This is a genomic window from Actinomadura rubteroloni (genome assembly GCF_002911665.1).
Taxonomy (GTDB): Bacteria; Actinomycetota; Actinomycetes; order Streptosporangiales; family Streptosporangiaceae; genus Spirillospora; species Spirillospora rubteroloni.
Genome location: NZ_MTBP01000006.1, coordinates 17,144 through 33,824 on the forward strand (window position 1 = coordinate 17,144; position 16,681 = coordinate 33,824).

The 16,681-nt window shown below is 73.7% G+C and carries 18 protein-coding genes; 6 read left to right on the forward strand and 12 right to left on the reverse strand.

From position 1 onward, the window contains the following. Positions 1-85: 85 nt before the first annotated feature. Both BTM25_RS28095 and BTM25_RS28100 read left to right on the forward strand, forming a co-directional pair. Entirely contained in the window at positions 86-1,021 is a 936-nt protein-coding gene (locus tag BTM25_RS28095; protein WP_205648312.1) for a 5'-3' exonuclease, read from the forward strand. Between the two features lie 299 nt (positions 1,022-1,320). After that, the gene (locus BTM25_RS28100) at positions 1,321-2,046 is read left to right on the forward strand and encodes a Crp/Fnr family transcriptional regulator (protein ID WP_235828747.1); all 726 of its coding nucleotides are present in this window, start codon (positions 1,321-1,323) and stop codon (positions 2,044-2,046) included. 25 nt (positions 2,047-2,071) lie between these two features. Here the strand turns inward: BTM25_RS28100 and BTM25_RS28105 are convergent, their stop codons facing one another. Beyond that, positions 2,072-2,254, reverse strand: a complete 183-nt coding sequence (locus tag BTM25_RS28105) for a hypothetical protein (RefSeq protein ID WP_103566621.1) — start codon at positions 2,252-2,254, stop codon at positions 2,072-2,074. A 155-nt stretch (positions 2,255-2,409) separates the two neighbouring features. Between BTM25_RS28105 and BTM25_RS28110 the strand changes: the two genes are divergently transcribed. The 3 genes from BTM25_RS28110 to BTM25_RS28120 all read left to right on the forward strand — a co-directional run bounded on the left by BTM25_RS28110 (position 2,410) and on the right by BTM25_RS28120 (position 4,484). Continuing rightward, positions 2,410-3,138: a DUF7873 family protein gene (locus tag BTM25_RS28110; RefSeq protein WP_103566622.1), complete on the forward strand. Its 729-nt coding sequence runs from the start codon at positions 2,410-2,412 to the stop codon at positions 3,136-3,138. 641 nt (positions 3,139-3,779) lie between these two features. Beyond that, positions 3,780-4,139, forward strand: coding sequence for a histone-like nucleoid-structuring protein Lsr2 (locus BTM25_RS28115; RefSeq protein WP_103566623.1), 360 nt, complete (start codon positions 3,780-3,782; stop codon positions 4,137-4,139). Positions 4,140-4,154: 15 nt separating this feature from the next. Further along, positions 4,155-4,484 carry a histone-like nucleoid-structuring protein Lsr2 gene (locus tag BTM25_RS28120; RefSeq protein ID WP_103566624.1) on the forward strand — a complete coding sequence of 110 codons (330 nt, stop codon included), beginning with the start codon at positions 4,155-4,157 and terminating at the stop codon, positions 4,482-4,484. Positions 4,485-4,644: 160 nt separating this feature from the next. Here BTM25_RS28120 and BTM25_RS28125 read toward each other — a convergent pair whose 3' ends face one another. The 7 genes from BTM25_RS28125 to BTM25_RS28155 form a co-directional block, all read right to left on the reverse strand. Next, complete coding sequence (locus tag BTM25_RS28125) at positions 4,645-5,505, reverse strand: metallophosphoesterase family protein (RefSeq protein WP_103566625.1); 861 nt, start codon at positions 5,503-5,505, stop codon at positions 4,645-4,647. 38 nt (positions 5,506-5,543) lie between these two features. Continuing rightward, positions 5,544-8,309 (reverse strand): DEAD/DEAH box helicase, encoded by a 2,766-nt coding sequence (locus BTM25_RS28130; protein ID WP_103566626.1) that lies wholly within the window; start codon positions 8,307-8,309, stop codon positions 5,544-5,546. Between the two features lie 73 nt (positions 8,310-8,382). Beyond that, a complete protein-coding gene (tatC, locus tag BTM25_RS28135) occupies positions 8,383-9,210 on the reverse strand; it encodes a twin-arginine translocase subunit TatC (RefSeq protein ID WP_103566628.1) in 828 nt (275 codons plus the stop codon). Between the two features lie 52 nt (positions 9,211-9,262). Further along, positions 9,263-9,622, reverse strand: a complete 360-nt coding sequence (gene tatA, locus BTM25_RS28140; RefSeq protein ID WP_103566630.1) for a Sec-independent protein translocase subunit TatA — start codon at positions 9,620-9,622, stop codon at positions 9,263-9,265. Positions 9,623-9,651: 29 nt separating this feature from the next. Beyond that, positions 9,652-9,873, reverse strand: a complete 222-nt coding sequence (locus BTM25_RS28145; RefSeq protein ID WP_235828748.1) for a hypothetical protein — start codon at positions 9,871-9,873, stop codon at positions 9,652-9,654. Positions 9,874-9,895: 22 nt separating this feature from the next. Further along, entirely contained in the window at positions 9,896-10,870 is a 975-nt protein-coding gene (locus BTM25_RS28150) for a helix-turn-helix transcriptional regulator (protein ID WP_103566633.1), read from the reverse strand. Then, positions 10,867-11,856, reverse strand: a complete 990-nt coding sequence (locus tag BTM25_RS28155; RefSeq protein WP_103566635.1) for a helix-turn-helix transcriptional regulator — start codon at positions 11,854-11,856, stop codon at positions 10,867-10,869. The genes BTM25_RS28150 and BTM25_RS28155 overlap by 4 nt, the downstream gene beginning before the upstream one ends. A 77-nt stretch (positions 11,857-11,933) precedes the next feature. On the opposite strand from BTM25_RS28155, the gene BTM25_RS28160 reads away from it, so the two are divergent. Next, positions 11,934-13,013 (forward strand): DUF3866 family protein, encoded by a 1,080-nt coding sequence (locus BTM25_RS28160; RefSeq protein WP_205648313.1) that lies wholly within the window; start codon positions 11,934-11,936, stop codon positions 13,011-13,013. A gap of 4 nt (positions 13,014-13,017) precedes the next feature. Here the strand turns inward: BTM25_RS28160 and BTM25_RS28165 are convergent, their stop codons facing one another. From BTM25_RS28165 to pafA, 4 genes are all read right to left on the reverse strand, one after another. Beyond that, positions 13,018-13,470, reverse strand: coding sequence for a DUF3291 domain-containing protein (locus BTM25_RS28165; protein WP_103566637.1), 453 nt, complete (start codon positions 13,468-13,470; stop codon positions 13,018-13,020). Positions 13,471-13,502: 32 nt separating this feature from the next. Beyond that, on the reverse strand, positions 13,503-14,162 hold the full coding sequence (locus BTM25_RS28170; RefSeq protein WP_103566638.1) for a helix-turn-helix transcriptional regulator: 660 nt from the start codon (positions 14,160-14,162) through the stop codon (positions 13,503-13,505). A gap of 25 nt (positions 14,163-14,187) precedes the next feature. Beyond that, positions 14,188-15,150 carry an FKBP-type peptidyl-prolyl cis-trans isomerase gene (locus BTM25_RS28175; protein WP_103566639.1) on the reverse strand — a complete coding sequence of 321 codons (963 nt, stop codon included), beginning with the start codon at positions 15,148-15,150 and terminating at the stop codon, positions 14,188-14,190. Positions 15,151-15,237: 87 nt separating this feature from the next. After that, entirely contained in the window at positions 15,238-16,596 is a 1,359-nt protein-coding gene (pafA, locus tag BTM25_RS28180) for a Pup--protein ligase (protein ID WP_103566641.1), read from the reverse strand. Between the last annotated feature and the right edge of the window lie 85 nt (positions 16,597-16,681).

Here is a 16,681-nt window from a genome sequence, read left to right on the forward strand (position 1 = left end):
CCCCTCCTGTCGCCCGTCCGTGTCGGTCCCAGCATCCCAAACGCGCCGCCCGGTCCTGTCGGCGGCGCGTGCGACGATGGTGCCCATGAGCGGGCTGATGCTGCTGGACACGCCGTCGCTGTACTTCCGCGCCTTCTTCGGCGTGCCCGAGTCGGTCACCGCGCCGGACGGGACGCCCGTCAACGCCGTGCGCGGCCTCCTGGACATGATCGCCCGGCTCGTGCAGGACCGCGCGCCCGACCGGCTCGTGTGCTGCATGGACGCCGACTGGCGGCCGGAGTTCCGCGTCGCGGCGATCCCGTCCTACAAGGCGCACCGCGTCGCCGACGACGGCGGCGACCAGACCCCCGACGCGCTCGGCGCCCAGCTCCCCGTCATCGACGCCGTGCTGGACGCAGTCGGCCTCGCCCGCGCCGGCGTCCCCGGCTACGAGGCCGACGACGTCATCGGCACCCTCGCCGTGCGCGGCGGGGCCGACGGGCCCGTCGACATCGTCACCGGCGACCGCGACCTGTTCCAGCTCGCCGACGACAACGGGCCCGTCGCCGTCCTCTACACCGCGCGCGGCGTCCGCAACCTCCAGGTCATGGGCGAGAAGGAGATCGCCGCCAAGTACGCCATCCCCGGCCGCGCCTACGGCGACTACGCGACCCTGCGCGGCGACCCCAGCGACGGGCTGCCCGGCGTCCCCGGCATCGGCGACAAGACCGCAGCCGCCCTGGTCACCCGGTTCGGCTCGGTCGCCGGGATCCGCGCCGCCCTCGCCGACGGCACCGCCGAGGGGTTCCCGGCGGGCGCGCGGCGCCGGCTGGAGGCCGCCGGGGACTACCTCACCGCCGCCGAGACCGTCGTGCGGGTCGTCACCGACATCGACGACCCCGTCCTCGCCGTCCTGGACGACCGGCTCCCGAGCGGCCCGCGCGATCCCGCCGCCCTCGTCGAACTCGCCGACCGGTGGGGCCTGCACAGCCCCGTCAACCGCCTCCTGCACGCCCTGGCCCGCGACGGCGCCGACGTCTGACCGCCTGCCCTTGCCCGGATCCGCGCTGTGTGTCAGGTGACGCAGACGCGGGCGCCCCGCGGCCCCACGATGGAACCCGGCGAGGGGTTCCTCCCGGCACCGGACGCCCCGCCGCCGGGACCGTCCGCCTCGGGACGGGACGGCACCGGCGGCGGGCGCACGGGCCGGTACCCGTGACGGCCGGCCGCGACGGCCCACTCCCCCCACCGCACGGGTACCGGCCCACCGGCGGCGGCGCCGGCCGCCCCCGCCGACCGAGCGGCGCGCCCCGTCCCGAGGCGCGCGGAACGGAACCTGCGGTGACCGAGCGGACCATCCCGAACCCGGCGCGCGGCGGCGCGCGTCCCGCGCTGCCGTTCTGGGCCGCCCTGGACGCCGGGAACCGCGCCGCGCTGCGCGCCTCGGCGCGGTCTCGGCCCTACGCGGCGCGCGCCCCGCTGTGCGTGCAGGGCGACACCTCCGACCACGTCGTGGTGATCGAGCGCGGCTGGGCGAAGGTGACGGCCGCGACCGCCGACGGCCACGACGTCGTCCTGGCCGTGCGCGGGCCCGGCGACCTCGTGTGCGAGAGCGCGGTGCTCGGGTCGCGGGAGCGGTCGGCGACGGTGACGGCGCTCGGCCCGCTGCGCGGCCTGCTCGTCCCCGCCGAGCGGTTCACCGCGTTCCTGGACGCCAACCCGGGCCTGTGGCGGCTGGTCAGCGGCACGATGGTCGGACGGCTGGACGACGCGAGCCGCCGCCTCCAGGCCCAGGTGTCGGCCAAGGGCCCCCAGCGGCTCGCGGGCCTGCTCGCCGACCTGGCCGAGCTGTCCCTGCGGCACCGGGCGGCGCCGGCCGGCGGCGCCGTCGACATCGCTCCCCCGCTGTCGCAGCAGGAGCTCGGGAGCTGGATGGACGCCTCCCGCGAGACGGTCGCGCGCGCCCTGAACGAGCTGCGGCGGCGCGGGCTCGTCCGGACCGGGTGGCGGCGGATCACCGTGCTGGACCTGGACCGGCTGCGCGCCTTCGCCCGTGACGGCTGCTGACCGCCCCGCGCCTTTACATTGTAGATCAGCGACGGCGGCGGCGCGGCCACGCGGCGCGCCGCGCCGGGCCGACCCCCGCCATCTCCAGGGCGAGCAGGAGCAGGCCGAGCACGATGAGCGTCTGCACGCCGACCGAGCCGCTGGACAGGTCGGCGAGGTCGAACAGCAGCGCGAGCGCGAAGACGAACGCGGCGGCGAGAGCGAGCATGGACGGCCTCCGGGTGCCGGGTCGGGTGCGCCGTTCTCCCCCGAGGCGCCCCCGCAGGATGTCCCGGACGTCCCGGTCCAAACCTTCCGTCCGAAAACCGGGTGCACGGCCGGCGAAGATCACTTACGGTTCCGGGGACACCGGGGGGAGGCGCGATGCCGAAGCTGAACCAGATCATCGCCGTCGAGAAGGGCGTCCGCGCCCGCGCCCAGCGCGAGCTGGCCGAGGCGGGGCAGCTCGTCCAGAAGCAGCCGCTGCTGTCGGGGATCTCCCGCGTGTACCAGCCGAAGGACGAGGACGGCGACCAGTTCCCGCCCGAGTCGACCCGCGTGCAGGTCAAGGGCGAGGACGTCCTGCGCACCGCCGCGGCGCTCACCCGGCTGTTCGACGTCACGGCCACCAAGGACCACGCCAACTGCGAGGCCCGCGCCGACGTCGTCGTGGACGGCCGCGCGCTGCTGCGCGACGTGCCCGTCACCTACCTGCTGTTCCTGGAGAAGCAGCTCGCCGAGGTGCGGCACCTGCTGGAGCGGCTGCCGGTGCTGGACACCGCCGAGAACTGGTCGTTCGACGCCGCGGGCGACGCGTGGAAGACCGACCCGGTCCGGACGCTGAAGACCAAGAAGGTGCCGTTCAACCACGTCAAGGCGGAGGCGACCGACAAGCACCCCGCCCAGGTCGAGGTGTTCTACGAGGACGTCGCCGTCGGCCACTGGACGACCGTGAAGTTCTCCGGCGCGCTGCCCGCCCGGCGCGTCAACGAACTGCTGGAGCGCGCCGACGCGCTCGCCCGCGCGGTGAAGTTCGCCCGCGAGGAGGCCAACGCGTTCGAGGTGACCGAGCGCAGCGTCGGCGAGGCGGTCTTCGGCTACCTGCTCGGCTGAGAGGATGAGACTCCCCCGCTGGAGCGCGGGGGTGCGCCCCGGGAACGGGGCGCGACGCTGAAACTGAGACGTCAGACTGAACCACGCGGTGTCCAGTGGGGGTTCGAGTCCCCCTCCCGGCCTTTCGCGCCGGGATGGCCCAACAGGCAGAGGCAGCCGCGACCAAGCTCAGGCTCTCGCTCCAGAATCAGCAGGTCGTCGATCGTCGCGGACCGGACGGACGGGCGGACGGCCGCCGAGGTTGCCGGTTCGAATCCGGCCCGTGCCCCCATGGCGCGGTAGTGCAACGGAAGCACGCGGCGGAAGACTGAGACTGACCCGTCACGCGGGCCGCGCGTGCGCAGGACGACGAACCCTTCAGGGACCCCGGTGCGTTGGGTAAGCGCCCGGGGTCCCGCCCTGTCCGGCCCCGGGACGGCACCACGACGGCACCGCGACGGCCCCGGCGCGCGGGCGCGGGCGGTCCGCCGGGACGGGAGAATGGCGGGGCCGGGCCGTGCCCGGCTTATGGCGGCAATGGCCGCGGCGGAGGGTAAAGAACACCACCATTCCGGAGATCGCGCCCGGTTCGCGGCGGCGTGCTCCGGCAATCCGCTACGGTCGGACCGCCGCAACGGCGAGGGAAGGAAGACAGAGCGCACATGGCCGAGAAGGTCATTCGGGTAGACGACATCGACGGCTCCGAAGGGAGCGACGTCGCCAAGCGGGACTTCGGCGTGCTCGACCGCACGTTCACCATCGACCTCGGCGATGAGAACGACAAGCGCCTGCGCGAGGCGCTGGAAACGCTGGAGCTGTTCCTGACCGAGGCGAAGGAGGTGAAGCCCGCCGGTAAGGGACGCAGAAGCACCGCCGCCGCGAAGGTCAAGGGTTACACCAACGGCGACGTCCGGGAATGGGCGAAGTCCGCGGGTGTCGAAGTCTCCGAGCGTGGCAAAATCTCCGATGAGGTCTATGCTGCGTTCATCGAGGCACATCCGGACGCCAAGCCGGATGCATAACAAGGGAGTCCCCGCATGGCACAGAAGGTCGAGGTTCTCCTCGTCGACGACATCGACGGCGGACAGGCGGACGAGACGGTCAGCTTCGCGCTCGACGGCGTCCCCTACGAGATCGACCTGAGCAAGAAGAACGCCGCGCAGCTCCGCGCGGATCTGGAGCAGTTCGTCCAGAACGCCCGGCGTGCCCGTCCGAAGGCCGCCAAGGGCGGGCGTCCGGTGCGGACGCAGAACAACCGCGAGCGCTCCGCCGAGATTCGCGAGTGGGCGAAGTCACAGGGCATCAAGGTCAACGAGCGCGGCCGCATTCCGGCGACCGTGATCGAGCAGTACGACGCCGTCCACTGATCCGGCGGCACATCCCCTGATCCGCCCGGCGCGGCACCGGCGGCGGACGCACCAGGGCCGGGTGAGACCATCACCCGGCCCTTTTCGCGTCCACTCCCCCGGGACCACGGATCCGCATTCCTTTTTGTCACCGGAGAACGGGAAGCGCGGTTCGCCCGGTTCAGGAAGTCTGCTCCGGGACGGGAAGGATCTGCCGGGGCCGGGCGGGACCCGCGGGCCGCGATCTCCATTCGCGCGGGTATCCCAGTGAGACTTCCTCGAAACGCACGCCGTCGTGCCACGTGGTCCGCGGAATGTGCAGATGCCCATAAACGACGGCACTAGCCCGATAACGAACATGCCAGTCGGCGGTGTGCTCGGTCCCGCACCAGAGCGCGAAATCGGGGTACCGCAGAATCCGCGTGGGGTCGCGCACCAGCGGGAAATGGTTGACCAGCACGGTCGGGAGCGCGGGGTCGCAGGCGTCCAGCATCGCCTCGGTCCGCGCGAGGCGATCGCGGCACCAGTCGTCGGCCGACGCGAACGGCTCGGGGTGCAGGTACACCTCGTCGGTGCAGACGACCCCGGACTCCTGCGCGCGTTCCAGCGCCGCCTCCTTGGAGGTGATCCCGTCGCGGCGGAACGTGTAGTCGTAGAGGACGAACAGCGGCGCGACCGTCACCGGCCCGCCGGGGCCCGTCCACACCGGGTAGGGGTCCTCGGGCGTGCTGACGCCGAGGCGGCGGCACACCTGCACCAGGTGCCGGTAGCGGGCCTCGCCGCGCAGGTCGCACGGGTCGCCGGGCGTCGTCCACAGCTCGTGGTTGCCGGGCGTCCACACGACGCGGGCGAACCGGTCCGCCAGCAGCGCCAGCGTCGCCTCGACGTCGGCGGCGCGCTCGGCGATGTCCCCGGCGACGATCAGCCAGTCGTCGGGCGACCCGGGACGGATGCCGTCCACCACGGCGCGGTTCTCCTCGAATGCCGTGTGCACGTCGCTGATGGCCAGCAACGCGCCGTCCCGGCGGGAGGGGGAGGTCACGGGGGGCTCCTTGGGTGAGGACGGCCGCCGGGCGGCCGTCAGGTGACCGACGAGTACGCGACGACGCCGCGGCGCATCGCGTCCATCGCCTTGCGCGCCGTGGTCCGGACGTGCCCGTTGGGCGGCGACGCGTCGGCGATCTGGCCGAGCAGGTCCAGGAGCTGCTTCACGGCGCGGACGAAGTCCCCGGCGGTCAGCCCGGCGTCGAGCAGGACCTCGTCCAGGTCGTCGCCCTTGGCCCACCGGTACGCCGTCCACGCCAGCCCGAGGTCGGGCTCGCGCAGGAACGACACCTCGTTGTCGCGCTCGACGTTGGACAAGGTGCGCCAGAGTCGCACCATCGCCTCCAGCGCGTCCGACACCTTCCCCGACGGGCTGCGCGGCGGCGCGGCGTCGTCGGGCTGGCGGGACTCGAACACCAGCGCCGACACGCACGCGGCCAGCTCGCCGGGGTCCAGCCGCTCCCACAGGCCCGCGCGCAGGCTCTCGGCGGTGAGCAGGTCCAGCTCGCTGTAGATGCGGCCGAGGCGGCGGCCGTCGTCGGTGACGGCGCCGCCGTCGAGGTAGCCGAGCTGCTCCAGGACGGCCGTGACGCGGTCGAACGTCCGCGCGATGACCTGGGAGCGGCCCTCGACGCGGCGGCGGAGCTGCTCGGTGTCGCGTTCGAGGCGGAAGTACCGCTCGGCCCAGCGGGCGTGGTCCTCCCGCTCCGGGCACGCGTGGACGGGGTGGGACCGCAGGTCGGCGCGCAGCCGCCCGATCTCGCCGTCGTCCCCGGCGGGCACGTCGCGCGACCGGCGGCGCTCGCGGACGTCGTCGGGGACCTGGGCGCGCAGCGTCGCGGCCAGGTCGCGGCGGTCCTGCGGGTTGCGGGGGCTGAACGACTTCGGCACGCGGATCCGCGCGACCGGCTCGACCGCGCGCGGGAAGTCCTGGATCGACAGCCGCTGCACCGACCGGGCGGAGGTGAGGACGAGCGGCGCCGGCCCGTCCGAGCGGCGCCCGACCCCGGCGTCCAGCACGACGGCGAGCCCGGAGCGGCGCCCGGACGGCACCAGGATCACGTCCCCGGGCCGCAGGTGCTCCAGGGACCGCGCGGCCTCGGCGCGGCGCGTCTGGGACCGCTCGCGGGACGCGGCGGCCTCCCGGTCCGACAGGGCGCGGCGCATCGCGGCGTACTCCATGAAGTCGCCCCGGTCGCACTCGGCGGCCTTGGCGTACCCGGCCAGGGCCTCCTCGTTCTTGCGGACCTGCCGGGCCAGGCCGACGACGGCGCGGTCGGCCTGGAACTGCGCGAACGACTCCTCCAGCAGCGTGCGGGCCCGCTCGGCGCCGACCGCGCCGACGAGGTTCACCGCCATGTTGTAGGACGGCCGGAAACTGGAGTTCAGCGGGTACGTCCGCGCGCCCGCCAGCCCCGCCGCCGACGCCGGGTCCACGCTCGGGTTCCACACGACGACGGCGTGGCCCTCCACGTCGATCCCGCGCCGTCCGGCGCGCCCGGTGAGCTGGGTGTACTCGCCGGGCGTGAGGTTGACGTGGGCCTCGCCGTTCCACTTGTCGAGCTTCTCGATGACGACGGTCCGCGCGGGCATGTTGATCCCGAGCGCGAGGGTCTCGGTGGCGAACACCGCGCGGATCAGCCCGCGCGTGAACAGCTCCTCCACGATCTCCTTGAACGTCGGCAGCATCCCGGCGTGGTGGGCGGCGACGCCGCGCTCCAGCCCGCCGAGGAAGTCGGCGTAGCCGAGGATCCGCAGGTCCTCGGGCGGGATGTCGGCGGTCCGCAGCTCGACGTGGGCGCGGATCTCCTCGGCCTCCTCGCGGGAGGTGAGGCGCAGCCCGGCGTGCAGGCACTGCTGGACGGCCGCGTCGCACCCGGCGCGACTGAAGATGAACGTGATCGCCGGGAGCAGCCCGGCCCGGTCCAGCCGAGTGATGACGTCGGGGCGCAGCGGCGGCCGGAACCGCTGCGGGCGCGGCGCGCGGCGGTGCCCGGTGCGGCGGCCCTGGTTGACCCTCGCGCGGCGGACCTCCTCGACGGCGAGCCGCTGGAGCTGCGGGTTGAGCTTGCCCTGCCGGTCCTTGCCCTTGCCGCTCTCCACGAACAGGTCGTACAGGCGGGTGCCGACGAGCATGTGCTGGAACAGCGGGACGGGCCGGTGCTCGTCCACGATGACGGCCGTGTCGCCGCGGACGGCCTGCAGCCACTCGCCGAACTCCTCGGCGTTGCTGACCGTCGCCGACAGCGCCGCGATCCGCACCGACTCGGGCACGTGGATGATCACTTCTTCCCACACGGCGCCGCGGAACCGGTCGGCGAGGTAGTGGACCTCGTCCATGACGACGAACGCCAGCCCCGTCAGCGTCGACGACCCCGCGTACAGCATGTTCCGCAGGACCTCGGTCGTCATGACGACGATCGGCGCCTCGCCGTTCACGCTGTTGTCGCCCGTCAGCAGCCCGACCCGGCCGGGGCCGTAGCGGCGGACGAGGTCGGCGTACTTCTGGTTGGACAGCGCCTTGATCGGCGTGGTGTAGAAGCACTTGGCGCCGGCGGCGAGGGCCAGGTGGACGGCGAACTCCCCGACGATGGTCTTGCCCGACCCCGTGGGGGCCGCGACGAGGACCCCGCTGCCGGCCTCCAGGGCGCGGCACGCCTCGATCTGGAACGCGTCCAGTTCGAAGTCGTAGAGGGTCTGGAAGTCCAGCAGCGCGGGACCGTTCCCGGCCGTGCGGGCGCGGTAGGCGGCGTAGCGCGCGGCGGGTGAGGTGTCGGCCGACTGCGTGTCGGGGGTGGTCATGGTTTCGAGCCTACGGTTTCGACCGGCCGAATACGCACTCCGGGCCCGGTTTCCCTCGGCCCGAATCCGGCCGTCAGTCGACTTCGAGGGGGGACGGCTCGTCGTCGCTCAGCCCGTCGTAGGGGTCGGGACGGCGGTCGCGGCGGCGGTCGTTGAAGTAGGTGAGCAGTACCGCGACCTCGTACAGCAGGACGGTCGGGAGCGCGAGCGCCAGCATGGTGAACGGGTCGGCGCTCGGCGTCGCGACGGCGGCGAACACGAACAGCCCGAAGATCGTGTACCGCTGGGTGCGCATGAGCGTGCGGAAGCGCAGCACCCCGGCGAGGTTGAGGATGACGACGAACAGCGGCAGCTCGAACGTCAGCCCGAAGATCAGCAGCATCGCCTGCGCGTAGGACAGGTAGTCCTGGATGCCGATGAGGACGAGCGTGTCGCCGGGCGCCAGCCCGACGAGCAGCCGCAGGCCCTTGTCCATCGTGACGTAGGCCAGGCCCGCGCCGACGAGGAACAGCGGGATCGCGGCCGTCATGAACACGTACGTCCAGCGGCGCTCGCGCCGGTACAGGCCGGGCGCGACGAACGCCCAGAGCTGGTACAGCCAGACCGGCGACGACAGGACCGCGCCGACCATCAGCGCGACCTTGAGGTGGATGAAGAACCCGTCGAACGGGCCGTGGACGACCAGGTCGCAGTGCCGGTTGATGCAGTGCTCGGCGGGGACCTTGGTGTAGGGCTCCTTGACGAAGTCCCAGATGGGGTCGAAGAACAGCCACGCCACGACCGCGCCGGCGGCGAGGGCGAGGATCGACTTGACCAGCCGGTTGCGCAGCTCACGGAGGTGCTCCATGAGCGGCATGCGGCCTTCGGGGTCGACGTCGCGCCGCGTCGTCAGCTTCAGCATGGACTCTTCGGGGGTGTGGGTGGACGGAGGGCGGCCGGGGCGTCAGCGCCGGTCAGTGCTGGTTGCGGCCGGTGCCGTAGTCGCTGACCGGGACGCCCTGGATCGGCTCGCCGGAGGGCAGTTCGCCGGGCCGGTGCACGCGGCCCTCGCGGGCGTCGGCCTCGCGCTCCAGGCGGGCGGCCTCGGCGCGGAGCTGCGCGGCGCGGTCGCGGGCGCCGGGCGCGGCGTCGGCGGCCGGGGCGGGCTTGGCGGCGGTCTCGTCATCGTCCTCGCGCAGGCCCTTGGTCTCGGCCTTGAGGATGCGCGCCGACTTGCCCAGGGAACGGGCGAGCTGCGGCAGCTTCGCGGACCCGAAGATCAGGACGACGACGAGCAGGAGGATGAGCAGCTCGGGGGTTCCAAGGTTCGGCATGAGAGAATTCCCTTTTCAGCAGGCGTTACTCAACCCGATCGTACGCCGTCGCCGGGGTCCTGTGGCGCGTGGGACCGCTGGAGGCGGTGGAGTTCGCCGCGCAGCTCCCGATGTTTGGGCGCGAGTCTCGCCCTGGTCCGCTCCAGTTCACGTCCGAACCGGCGGACGCCCAGGTAGACGCGGAAGGCGCAGTAGGCGAGCACGGCGACGCCCGCGAACCCGAGCGCCACCGCCAGACCGGTCCATCCCACGTCCGCCACGGTACCGGACTCCTCAGACGTTCTCGTAGAGCGCGAGGGCGCGGGCCGCCTCGGCGCGGACCTCGGCGACCAGCGACTCGGGCGCCACCACGCGGCCGTGCTCGGCCAGCCGCAGCGCGAGCGCCCGGACCCAGCGGGTGTCGGGGGTGCGCAGCACGACGCGCAGCCGCCCCTCCCCCAGTTCCTCGACGCTCTCGCACGGGTAGCCGTCGGCGACCCACCGGCCCTCGGGCGCCAGGTCCAGGGTGACGCTCTCGTCGCGCGGCGACGGGCGGAACAGGCCGCCGTCCACGTCGCGGGGCTCGGCGTCCTCGGGGACCTGCGCCGCGACGTCCAGGACGGTGAGCCCGGCGATCCGGTCGACGCGGAACAGCCGGACGGCCTCGGCGCGGCGGCACCACCCCTCCAGGTACGTGGCGCCCTCCACGACCAGCAGCCGCATCGGGTCGACGTCGCGCTCGGTGTTCTCGTCGCGCGCCGGCACGTAGTAGGTGAGGTGGACGCGGCGGCCCGCCGTGATCGCCTCGCGCAGCAGCGCCAGGTGGGCGCGGTCGCCGGGGCCGCCGACCTCGACCGCGACCTGCCCGGCGACCGCCGCCGCCGCGCCCGCCGCGGTCTCCAGCTTGGCGATGACGCGGCTGAGGGCGTCGCGGTCGTGCAGGCCGGGGATCTGGGCGAGCGTCCGCAGCGCGATGAGCAGCGCGGCGGCCTCGTCGACCTTGAGCCGCAGCGGCCGGGCGATCGTCTCGGCCTCGGCGACGGTGATCTCCCCGCCCTCGTAGGACAGGTCGATCGGGCAGTAGGGGTCGGGGGCGCGCAGCTCGACGCACCACAGGAGGTTGAGGTCGTCGATGAGCTGCTTCTCGGTGATCCCGAACGCGGCGGCGGCCTCGCCGACCGCGACCGTGTCCCGGTTGATCACATAGGGGACGAGCGCCAGCAGCCGGCCGAGCCGGCCGGTGGACGCGGTGCCTGCGGGGGTGCTCATGATCCGTTCACCGCCAGTGCCGCCTTGAGCCGCTGGATGACCGCCTCGCGCAGGTCGGGGGGGTCCAGGACGACGACGTCGCCGCCGAACCGGGCGAGGTAGGGGGCGAACCTGTCGACGTCGCGGAACGTCAGGACGGCCTCGTCCCAGCCGTCCCAGCCGCCGGTGGCGGGCCGGACGTCGCTCGCCCACCGGCGCGGGCCCTGCACCGCGCCCGCGCGCAGCCGCACCGTCGCCGGGCGCGGGTCGCCGACGGGCTCGCCGGAGTCGAACGCGATCTTGCGGACGTCCACGCCCGCGGGCACGGTGACCGTCCCGGCGGGGCCGTCGGGGACGACGGCGCCGAGGATGCGGCTCAGCCGGAACACGCGGGTACCGTCGCGGTCGCGGTCGTGGCCGACGACGTACCACCGGCCGCGGCGGCTCACGACGCCCCACGGCTCCAGGTGCCGCCGCGCCGACGACGTCCGGCCGACGCCCTGGTACTCGAACGTCACCGGGCGGCCGTCGCGGACCGCCTCCCACAGGGCCGGGAAGGCGGGGTCGCCGGCGTCCACGCGCGGCTCGACGCCGACGACGGCTGCGGGGTCGGGCGCGTCGCCGGTCTCGACGCCGGCGGCGCGCAGCTTCAGCAGCGCTCCGGACGCGGCGTCGGCCATGCTGGCGCGCTGCCACACCCGGGCGGCGAGGCCGAGCACGGCGGCCTCGTCGGGGCCGAGGTGGATCTCGGGCAGTTCGTAGTCCTGCGGGGGGATGCGGTAGCCGGTCTCCTCGCCGCCGCCGCCGGTGCGGTCGCTGCCGACCTCCAGCGGGACGCCGAGTTCGCGCAGCTCCTCCTTGTCGCGCTCGAACATCCGCTTGAACGCCTCGGCGCCCTCGGGATAGCCCGGCACGGCCCGGCGGATCTGCTCGGCCGTCAGGTACCTGCGGGTGGCCAGCAGGCACACCACCAGGTTGAGCAGGCGCTCGGTCTTGCGCCGCGACATGGGCCACCTCCTCCTTGGGTTCGGCTCGTCCGCGGATCATCCCCGCGACCGGCGAACCGGACGCTACCGTTCTCCGTGTGATCCGATGGCGCAAAGGCACGGTAGAGGGCGTCCGCCGGGAATGGCCGGGGGCGATCGAACTGGACGTCGCGGTCGGGGGCGACGGGGCCTGCCGCGCCCTGGCCTACCCCGCGCTGGTGGGGCGGCCCGAACCCGGCGACACCGTCCTGCTCAACACTACGGCCTTGGCGATGGGCCTGGGGACCGGCGGCTATGCGATCGTCGTCGCGATCCCGGACCGGCTGCCGCCCGATCCGGACGGCCCGGGGCATCTGGTGAAGGCCCGGTACACCCCGCTGCAGGCGACGCTGCTCGGCGCCGACGAGCAGGACTCGCCGCACCACGAGGTCCTGCGCGACGCCGACTCCCTCGCCGGGCTGCCGGTAATCGTCGCGGACCTGCACTCGGCGCTGCCGCCGATCCTGGCGGGCCTTTTGGCGGACCGTCCGGGCACCCGCGTGGTGTACGTGATGCCGGACGGCGGGGCGCTGCCCGCGTGGTTCTCGATGTCGATCGGGCAGCTCAAGGGCGCCGGGGCGCTCGCGGCGACGGTCACGACCGGGCAGGCGTTCGGCGGCGACCTGGAGGCGGTGACCGTCCACACGGGGCTGCTGGCGGCGCGGCTCGTCCTGGACGCCGAGGTCGTCGTCGTGGCGCAGGGCCCCGGCAACCTCGGCACCGGGACGAAGTGGGGATTCTCGGGCGTGTCGGCGGGCGAGGCCGTGAACGCCGCCGCCGTCCTGTCCGGCCGTCCGGTCGCGTCGCTGCGGGTCAGCGAGGGCGACCTGCGCGAGCGGCACGTCGGGGTGTCGCACCACAGCCTCACCGCCTACGGGCGCGTCGCGCTGGCCCGCGCGGACGTCCCCGTCCCCGAACTCGGCGGGACGTTCGGGACGCGCGTCGCGGCGGACGCGGCGGCGCTCGGCGACCGGCACGCGCTCGTCCCGGTCGGCGTGGAGGGGCTGGAGGACGCGCTGCGCGCCGCCGAGAAGGAGTGGGGCGTGCGGATGTCCACGATGGGCCGCCGCCTGGACCAGGACCTGCCCTACTTCCTCACCGCCGCCGCCGCCGGACGGCACGCCGCGTCGCTGCTGTAGCCGGTCAGGCGTCGTGCGGGGCGAAGTCCTCGCGGAAGGTGAAGGCGCGGGCCGTGGGGCCGTGCGCGCGCAGGTGCGCGAGCCGCTCCACGGCTTCCTCCGGCGTCGGGACGTGCCCGGCGGGGACCCACCACAGCGCGAGGTGGGGGCCGCCGGGCGGCGCGAACCACTCGCGGCGGCTCCGCAGGAACTCCAGGTGGTCGCTGCGGTAGGTGAACTCCCACAGCGCCTCCCGCGACTCCCACACCGACAGGTTGACGAGCGTGTCGTCGCCGAACGGGCGAAGGCCCGTGGCGTCGGCGCCGCCCGCGTCCACCAGGCGCCAGACGAAGCCGGGCGCGGCGTCGGCGAGCGCGTTGATCGGGCCGAGGGCGTCGGCGAACCCGACCGAGCGGGGGTCGCCGAGGGGGTGGCGGAGCCTGCCGACGTTGAGCTGGGCGAGATGGTGGCCGGTCATGGGCTCATGTCAGCACGGCGCCCGCTTCTATGTCAATCTTCATTTGTTTTAGAGATGGCGACGCAGCACAGGCCCGGCCGCGCCGCCATGCGCACCGCCAGGCCGGGCGCGTCCCCGAACAGGCCCTCCAGCAGCGCCAGGTTCATCCCGCACACCAGCGGCGGGAACTCCTCGGCCAGCACATGGAACGGGCAGTTGCGCATCCGCAGCACCGGGCCGCCGCCGTCGTCGTCGAGATAGGGTTCGTAGCCGCGCCGCTCCAGCAGCGCCCGCGCGGCGTCCAGGTCCGCGCACGGACCGCCCGGGTCCCGCGCCGCCGCGCCCCGGCGCCGCGCCACCGCGTGCAGCGCTTCGTCCAGCCGCGCGTCCTCGGCCGCCTCCGCCAGCATCGACGCCGCCGCCCGGTAGTCGCGCGGCGGCAGCGACACGCCCCGCTCCCCCGCCGCGCGCCGGTACACCTTCGCCGGCCGTCCCGCGCCCGGCCCCGACCGGCCCGTCAGCCGCCGCGACGCCGTCTCCAGCAGGCCCGCCGCCGCCAGCCGGTCCAGATGGAACGCCGCGAGCGTCCGCGCCACGCCCGCCGCCTCGGCCGCCTCGTTGCGCCCCACCTCGCGGCCCTGCGCGGCGACGTACTCGTACAGGCGCCGCCGCACCGGGTCCTGCAGCAGCCCGACCGCCTCGATGTCCTCCACGCGGCCAGTGTAGGAACCCGGTTTCTCAGTACGCGCCGAGGACGTCCACCACGAACACCAGCGTGTCGGACGGCTTGAGCTGCAACCGCGAGCGCCACGCCGCCTTGCCCAGGGCCGGGGGCACCACCACCAGCAGGCGGCTGCCCACCCGGCTCCCCACCAGCGCCTGGTCGAGGCCCGCGACGAGCTGCTGACGGCCCGCGACCGCCCAGTGCACCTCGCCGTCCTGCCACGACGAGCCCAGCACCTGGCCGTCCCGCCAGTTCATCATCTGGTACTGCATCGCCACGAGCTGCCCGGACGCCACGACCGGGCCGCCGCCGTCCACCAGCGTCTGCGTCGTCAGCGCCTTCGGCGGCGCCGTCTGCGGCATCAGCACCGACGCCGCCCGGCCCGGCGCCACCGGGCCGACCTTCGGGAGCTTCGGATCGTCCAGCGTCTGCTGCCGTCCCGGCACGACCGCGTTCTTCCCGAACGCCGCCCGGACGTCCAGCACGTACACCAGCGTGTCGCCCGCGCTCACCCCGTGCGCCGGATCGCCGTCGGCCCCGTAGGCGTCCGCCGGCGGGACCCGCGCCACCACCCGCTCACCCGGCCGCGCGCCCGCCAGCGCCCGGTCCAGGCCCTTCACCAGCTTCCCGGTCTGGAACGCCGCCGGAACGCCCGCCTTGTAGGTGTCGTCCAGCAGCCGCGTCTTCGCGCCGTTCCACCGGTAGCTCACATAGTCCGCCACGACCAGGTCGCCGCGCCGCACCGGCGCGCCCTTCCCGTCGTGCAGCGACTTCTCGGCGTACCCCGCGTCCGGCTTGCCGCCCTTCGGGAACGACACCGAAGGCTCCGCGCCCGCCTTGCCCTTCACCTCGACCTGGACGTCACCGCCGCCCCCGCACCCCCCGGCCAGCAGCCCGACCGCCAGCGCCACCGCCAGCGACCCTGCGGCGGGCGACCGGAACGACACGGAACGCGGCACGAGGAAGCGACGGCGCATGCGGGTCCTTCGGGGTGGTGAGCGCGAACTGAGCGCTCACCCTACCCCTCCGGTGACAACCGGCCGCCGCGGGGCGGCCGGAAATGATCACATTCCGGCGATCAGCTTGTCCACCCGCTCGTCCACGGAACGAAACGGGTCCTTGCACAGGACGGTCCGCTGCGCCTGGTCGTTCAGCTTCAGGTGCACCCAGTCCACCGTGAAGTCGCGCCGCTTCTCCTGCGCCTTGCGGATGAACTCGCCGCGCAGCCGCGCCCGCGTCGTCTGCGGCGGCACCGACTTGGCCTCGAACACGTCCAGGTCCCGCGTCACGCGCTCCACCGCGCCCCGCTTCTCCAGCAGGTAGTAGAGCCCGCGGTCCCGGTGGACGTCGTGGTAGGCCAGGTCGAGCTGCGCCACGCGCGGCGACGACAGCGGCAGGTCGTACTTGCGGCGGTACTGCTCGATCAGCCGGTACTTCGTCACCCAGTCGATCTCGCGGCCCACCAGGTCCAGGTCGCCGGTCTCGACCGCGCGCAGCGTCCGCTCCCACAGATCCAGCACCCGCTTGGCGGTGACGTCCCCGCCGCGCCGGTCCACGAAGTCCTTCGCCTTGCCGAAGTACTCCTTCTGGATCTCCAGCGAACTCGCCTCGCGGCCGTTGGCCAGCCGCACCTTCCGGCGGCCCGTCATGTCGTGGCTGACCTCGCGGATCGCCCGGATCGGGTTCTCCAGCGTCAGGTCCCGCATGACGACGCCCGCCTCGATCATCCGCAGCACCAGGTCGGTCGCGCCGACCTTCAGCAGCATCGTGGTCTCGCTCATGTTCGAGTCGCCCACGATCACGTGCAGCCGCCGGAACCGCTCGGCGTCGGCGTGCGGCTCGTCCCGCGTGTTGATGATCGGACGCGACCGCGTCGTCGCCGACGACACGCCCTCCCAGATGTGCTCCGCCCGCTGCGACACGCAGTACACCGCGCCGCGCGGCGTCTGCAGCACCTTGCCCGCGCCGCAGATGATCTGGCGGGTCACCAGGTACGGGATCAGCACGTCGGCCAGGCGGCCGAACTCCCCGTGCCGCCCCACCAGGTAGTTCTCGTGACAGCCGTAGGAGTTCCCGGCCGAGTCGGTGTTGTTCTTGAACAGGTAGATGTCCCCGGCGATGCCCTCCTCGCGCAACCGCCGTTCCGCGTCGACGAGCAGGCCCTCCAGGATCCGCTCGCCGGCCTTGTCGTGCGTCACCAGGTCCACGACGCTGTCGCACTCCGGCGTCGCGTACTCGGGGTGGCTGCCCACGTCGAGGTACAACCGGGCGCCGTTGCGCAGGAACACGTTGCTGGAACGGCCCCACGACACCACCCTGCGGAACAGGTAGCGGGCCACCTCATCGGGTGACAACCGCCGCTGCCCGCGGAAGGTGCAGGTGACGCCGTACTCGTTCTCAAGCCCGAAGATGCGCCTGTCCACACCCCGAGCCTATGCGCCCGGACGCCGACTTGGCAGTCTCCGGACCGCTCTGTTTCTCACCCCCGGCCCGCACCTTTACGATGTA

Coding starts and splice junctions, on each gene's coding strand:
- BTM25_RS28095 (WP_205648312.1), top strand. CDS start 86: ATGAGCGGGCTGATGCTGCTGGACACGCCGTCGCTGTACTTCCGCGCC.
- BTM25_RS28105 (WP_103566621.1), bottom strand. CDS start 2,254: ATGCTCGCTCTCGCCGCCGCGTTCGTCTTCGCGCTCGCGCTGCTGTTC.
- BTM25_RS28110 (WP_103566622.1), top strand. CDS start 2,410: ATGCCGAAGCTGAACCAGATCATCGCCGTCGAGAAGGGCGTCCGCGCC.
- BTM25_RS28115 (WP_103566623.1), top strand. CDS start 3,780: ATGGCCGAGAAGGTCATTCGGGTAGACGACATCGACGGCTCCGAAGGG.
- BTM25_RS28120 (WP_103566624.1), top strand. CDS start 4,155: ATGGCACAGAAGGTCGAGGTTCTCCTCGTCGACGACATCGACGGCGGA.
- BTM25_RS28130 (WP_103566626.1), bottom strand. CDS start 8,309: ATGACCACCCCCGACACGCAGTCGGCCGACACCTCACCCGCCGCGCGC.
- tatC (WP_103566628.1), bottom strand. CDS start 9,210: ATGCTGAAGCTGACGACGCGGCGCGACGTCGACCCCGAAGGCCGCATG.
- tatA (WP_103566630.1), bottom strand. CDS start 9,622: ATGCCGAACCTTGGAACCCCCGAGCTGCTCATCCTCCTGCTCGTCGTC.
- BTM25_RS28150 (WP_103566633.1), bottom strand. CDS start 10,870: ATGAGCACCCCCGCAGGCACCGCGTCCACCGGCCGGCTCGGCCGGCTG.
- BTM25_RS28155 (WP_103566635.1), bottom strand. CDS start 11,856: ATGTCGCGGCGCAAGACCGAGCGCCTGCTCAACCTGGTGGTGTGCCTG.
- BTM25_RS28165 (WP_103566637.1), bottom strand. CDS start 13,470: ATGACCGGCCACCATCTCGCCCAGCTCAACGTCGGCAGGCTCCGCCAC.
- BTM25_RS28175 (WP_103566639.1), bottom strand. CDS start 15,150: ATGCGCCGTCGCTTCCTCGTGCCGCGTTCCGTGTCGTTCCGGTCGCCC.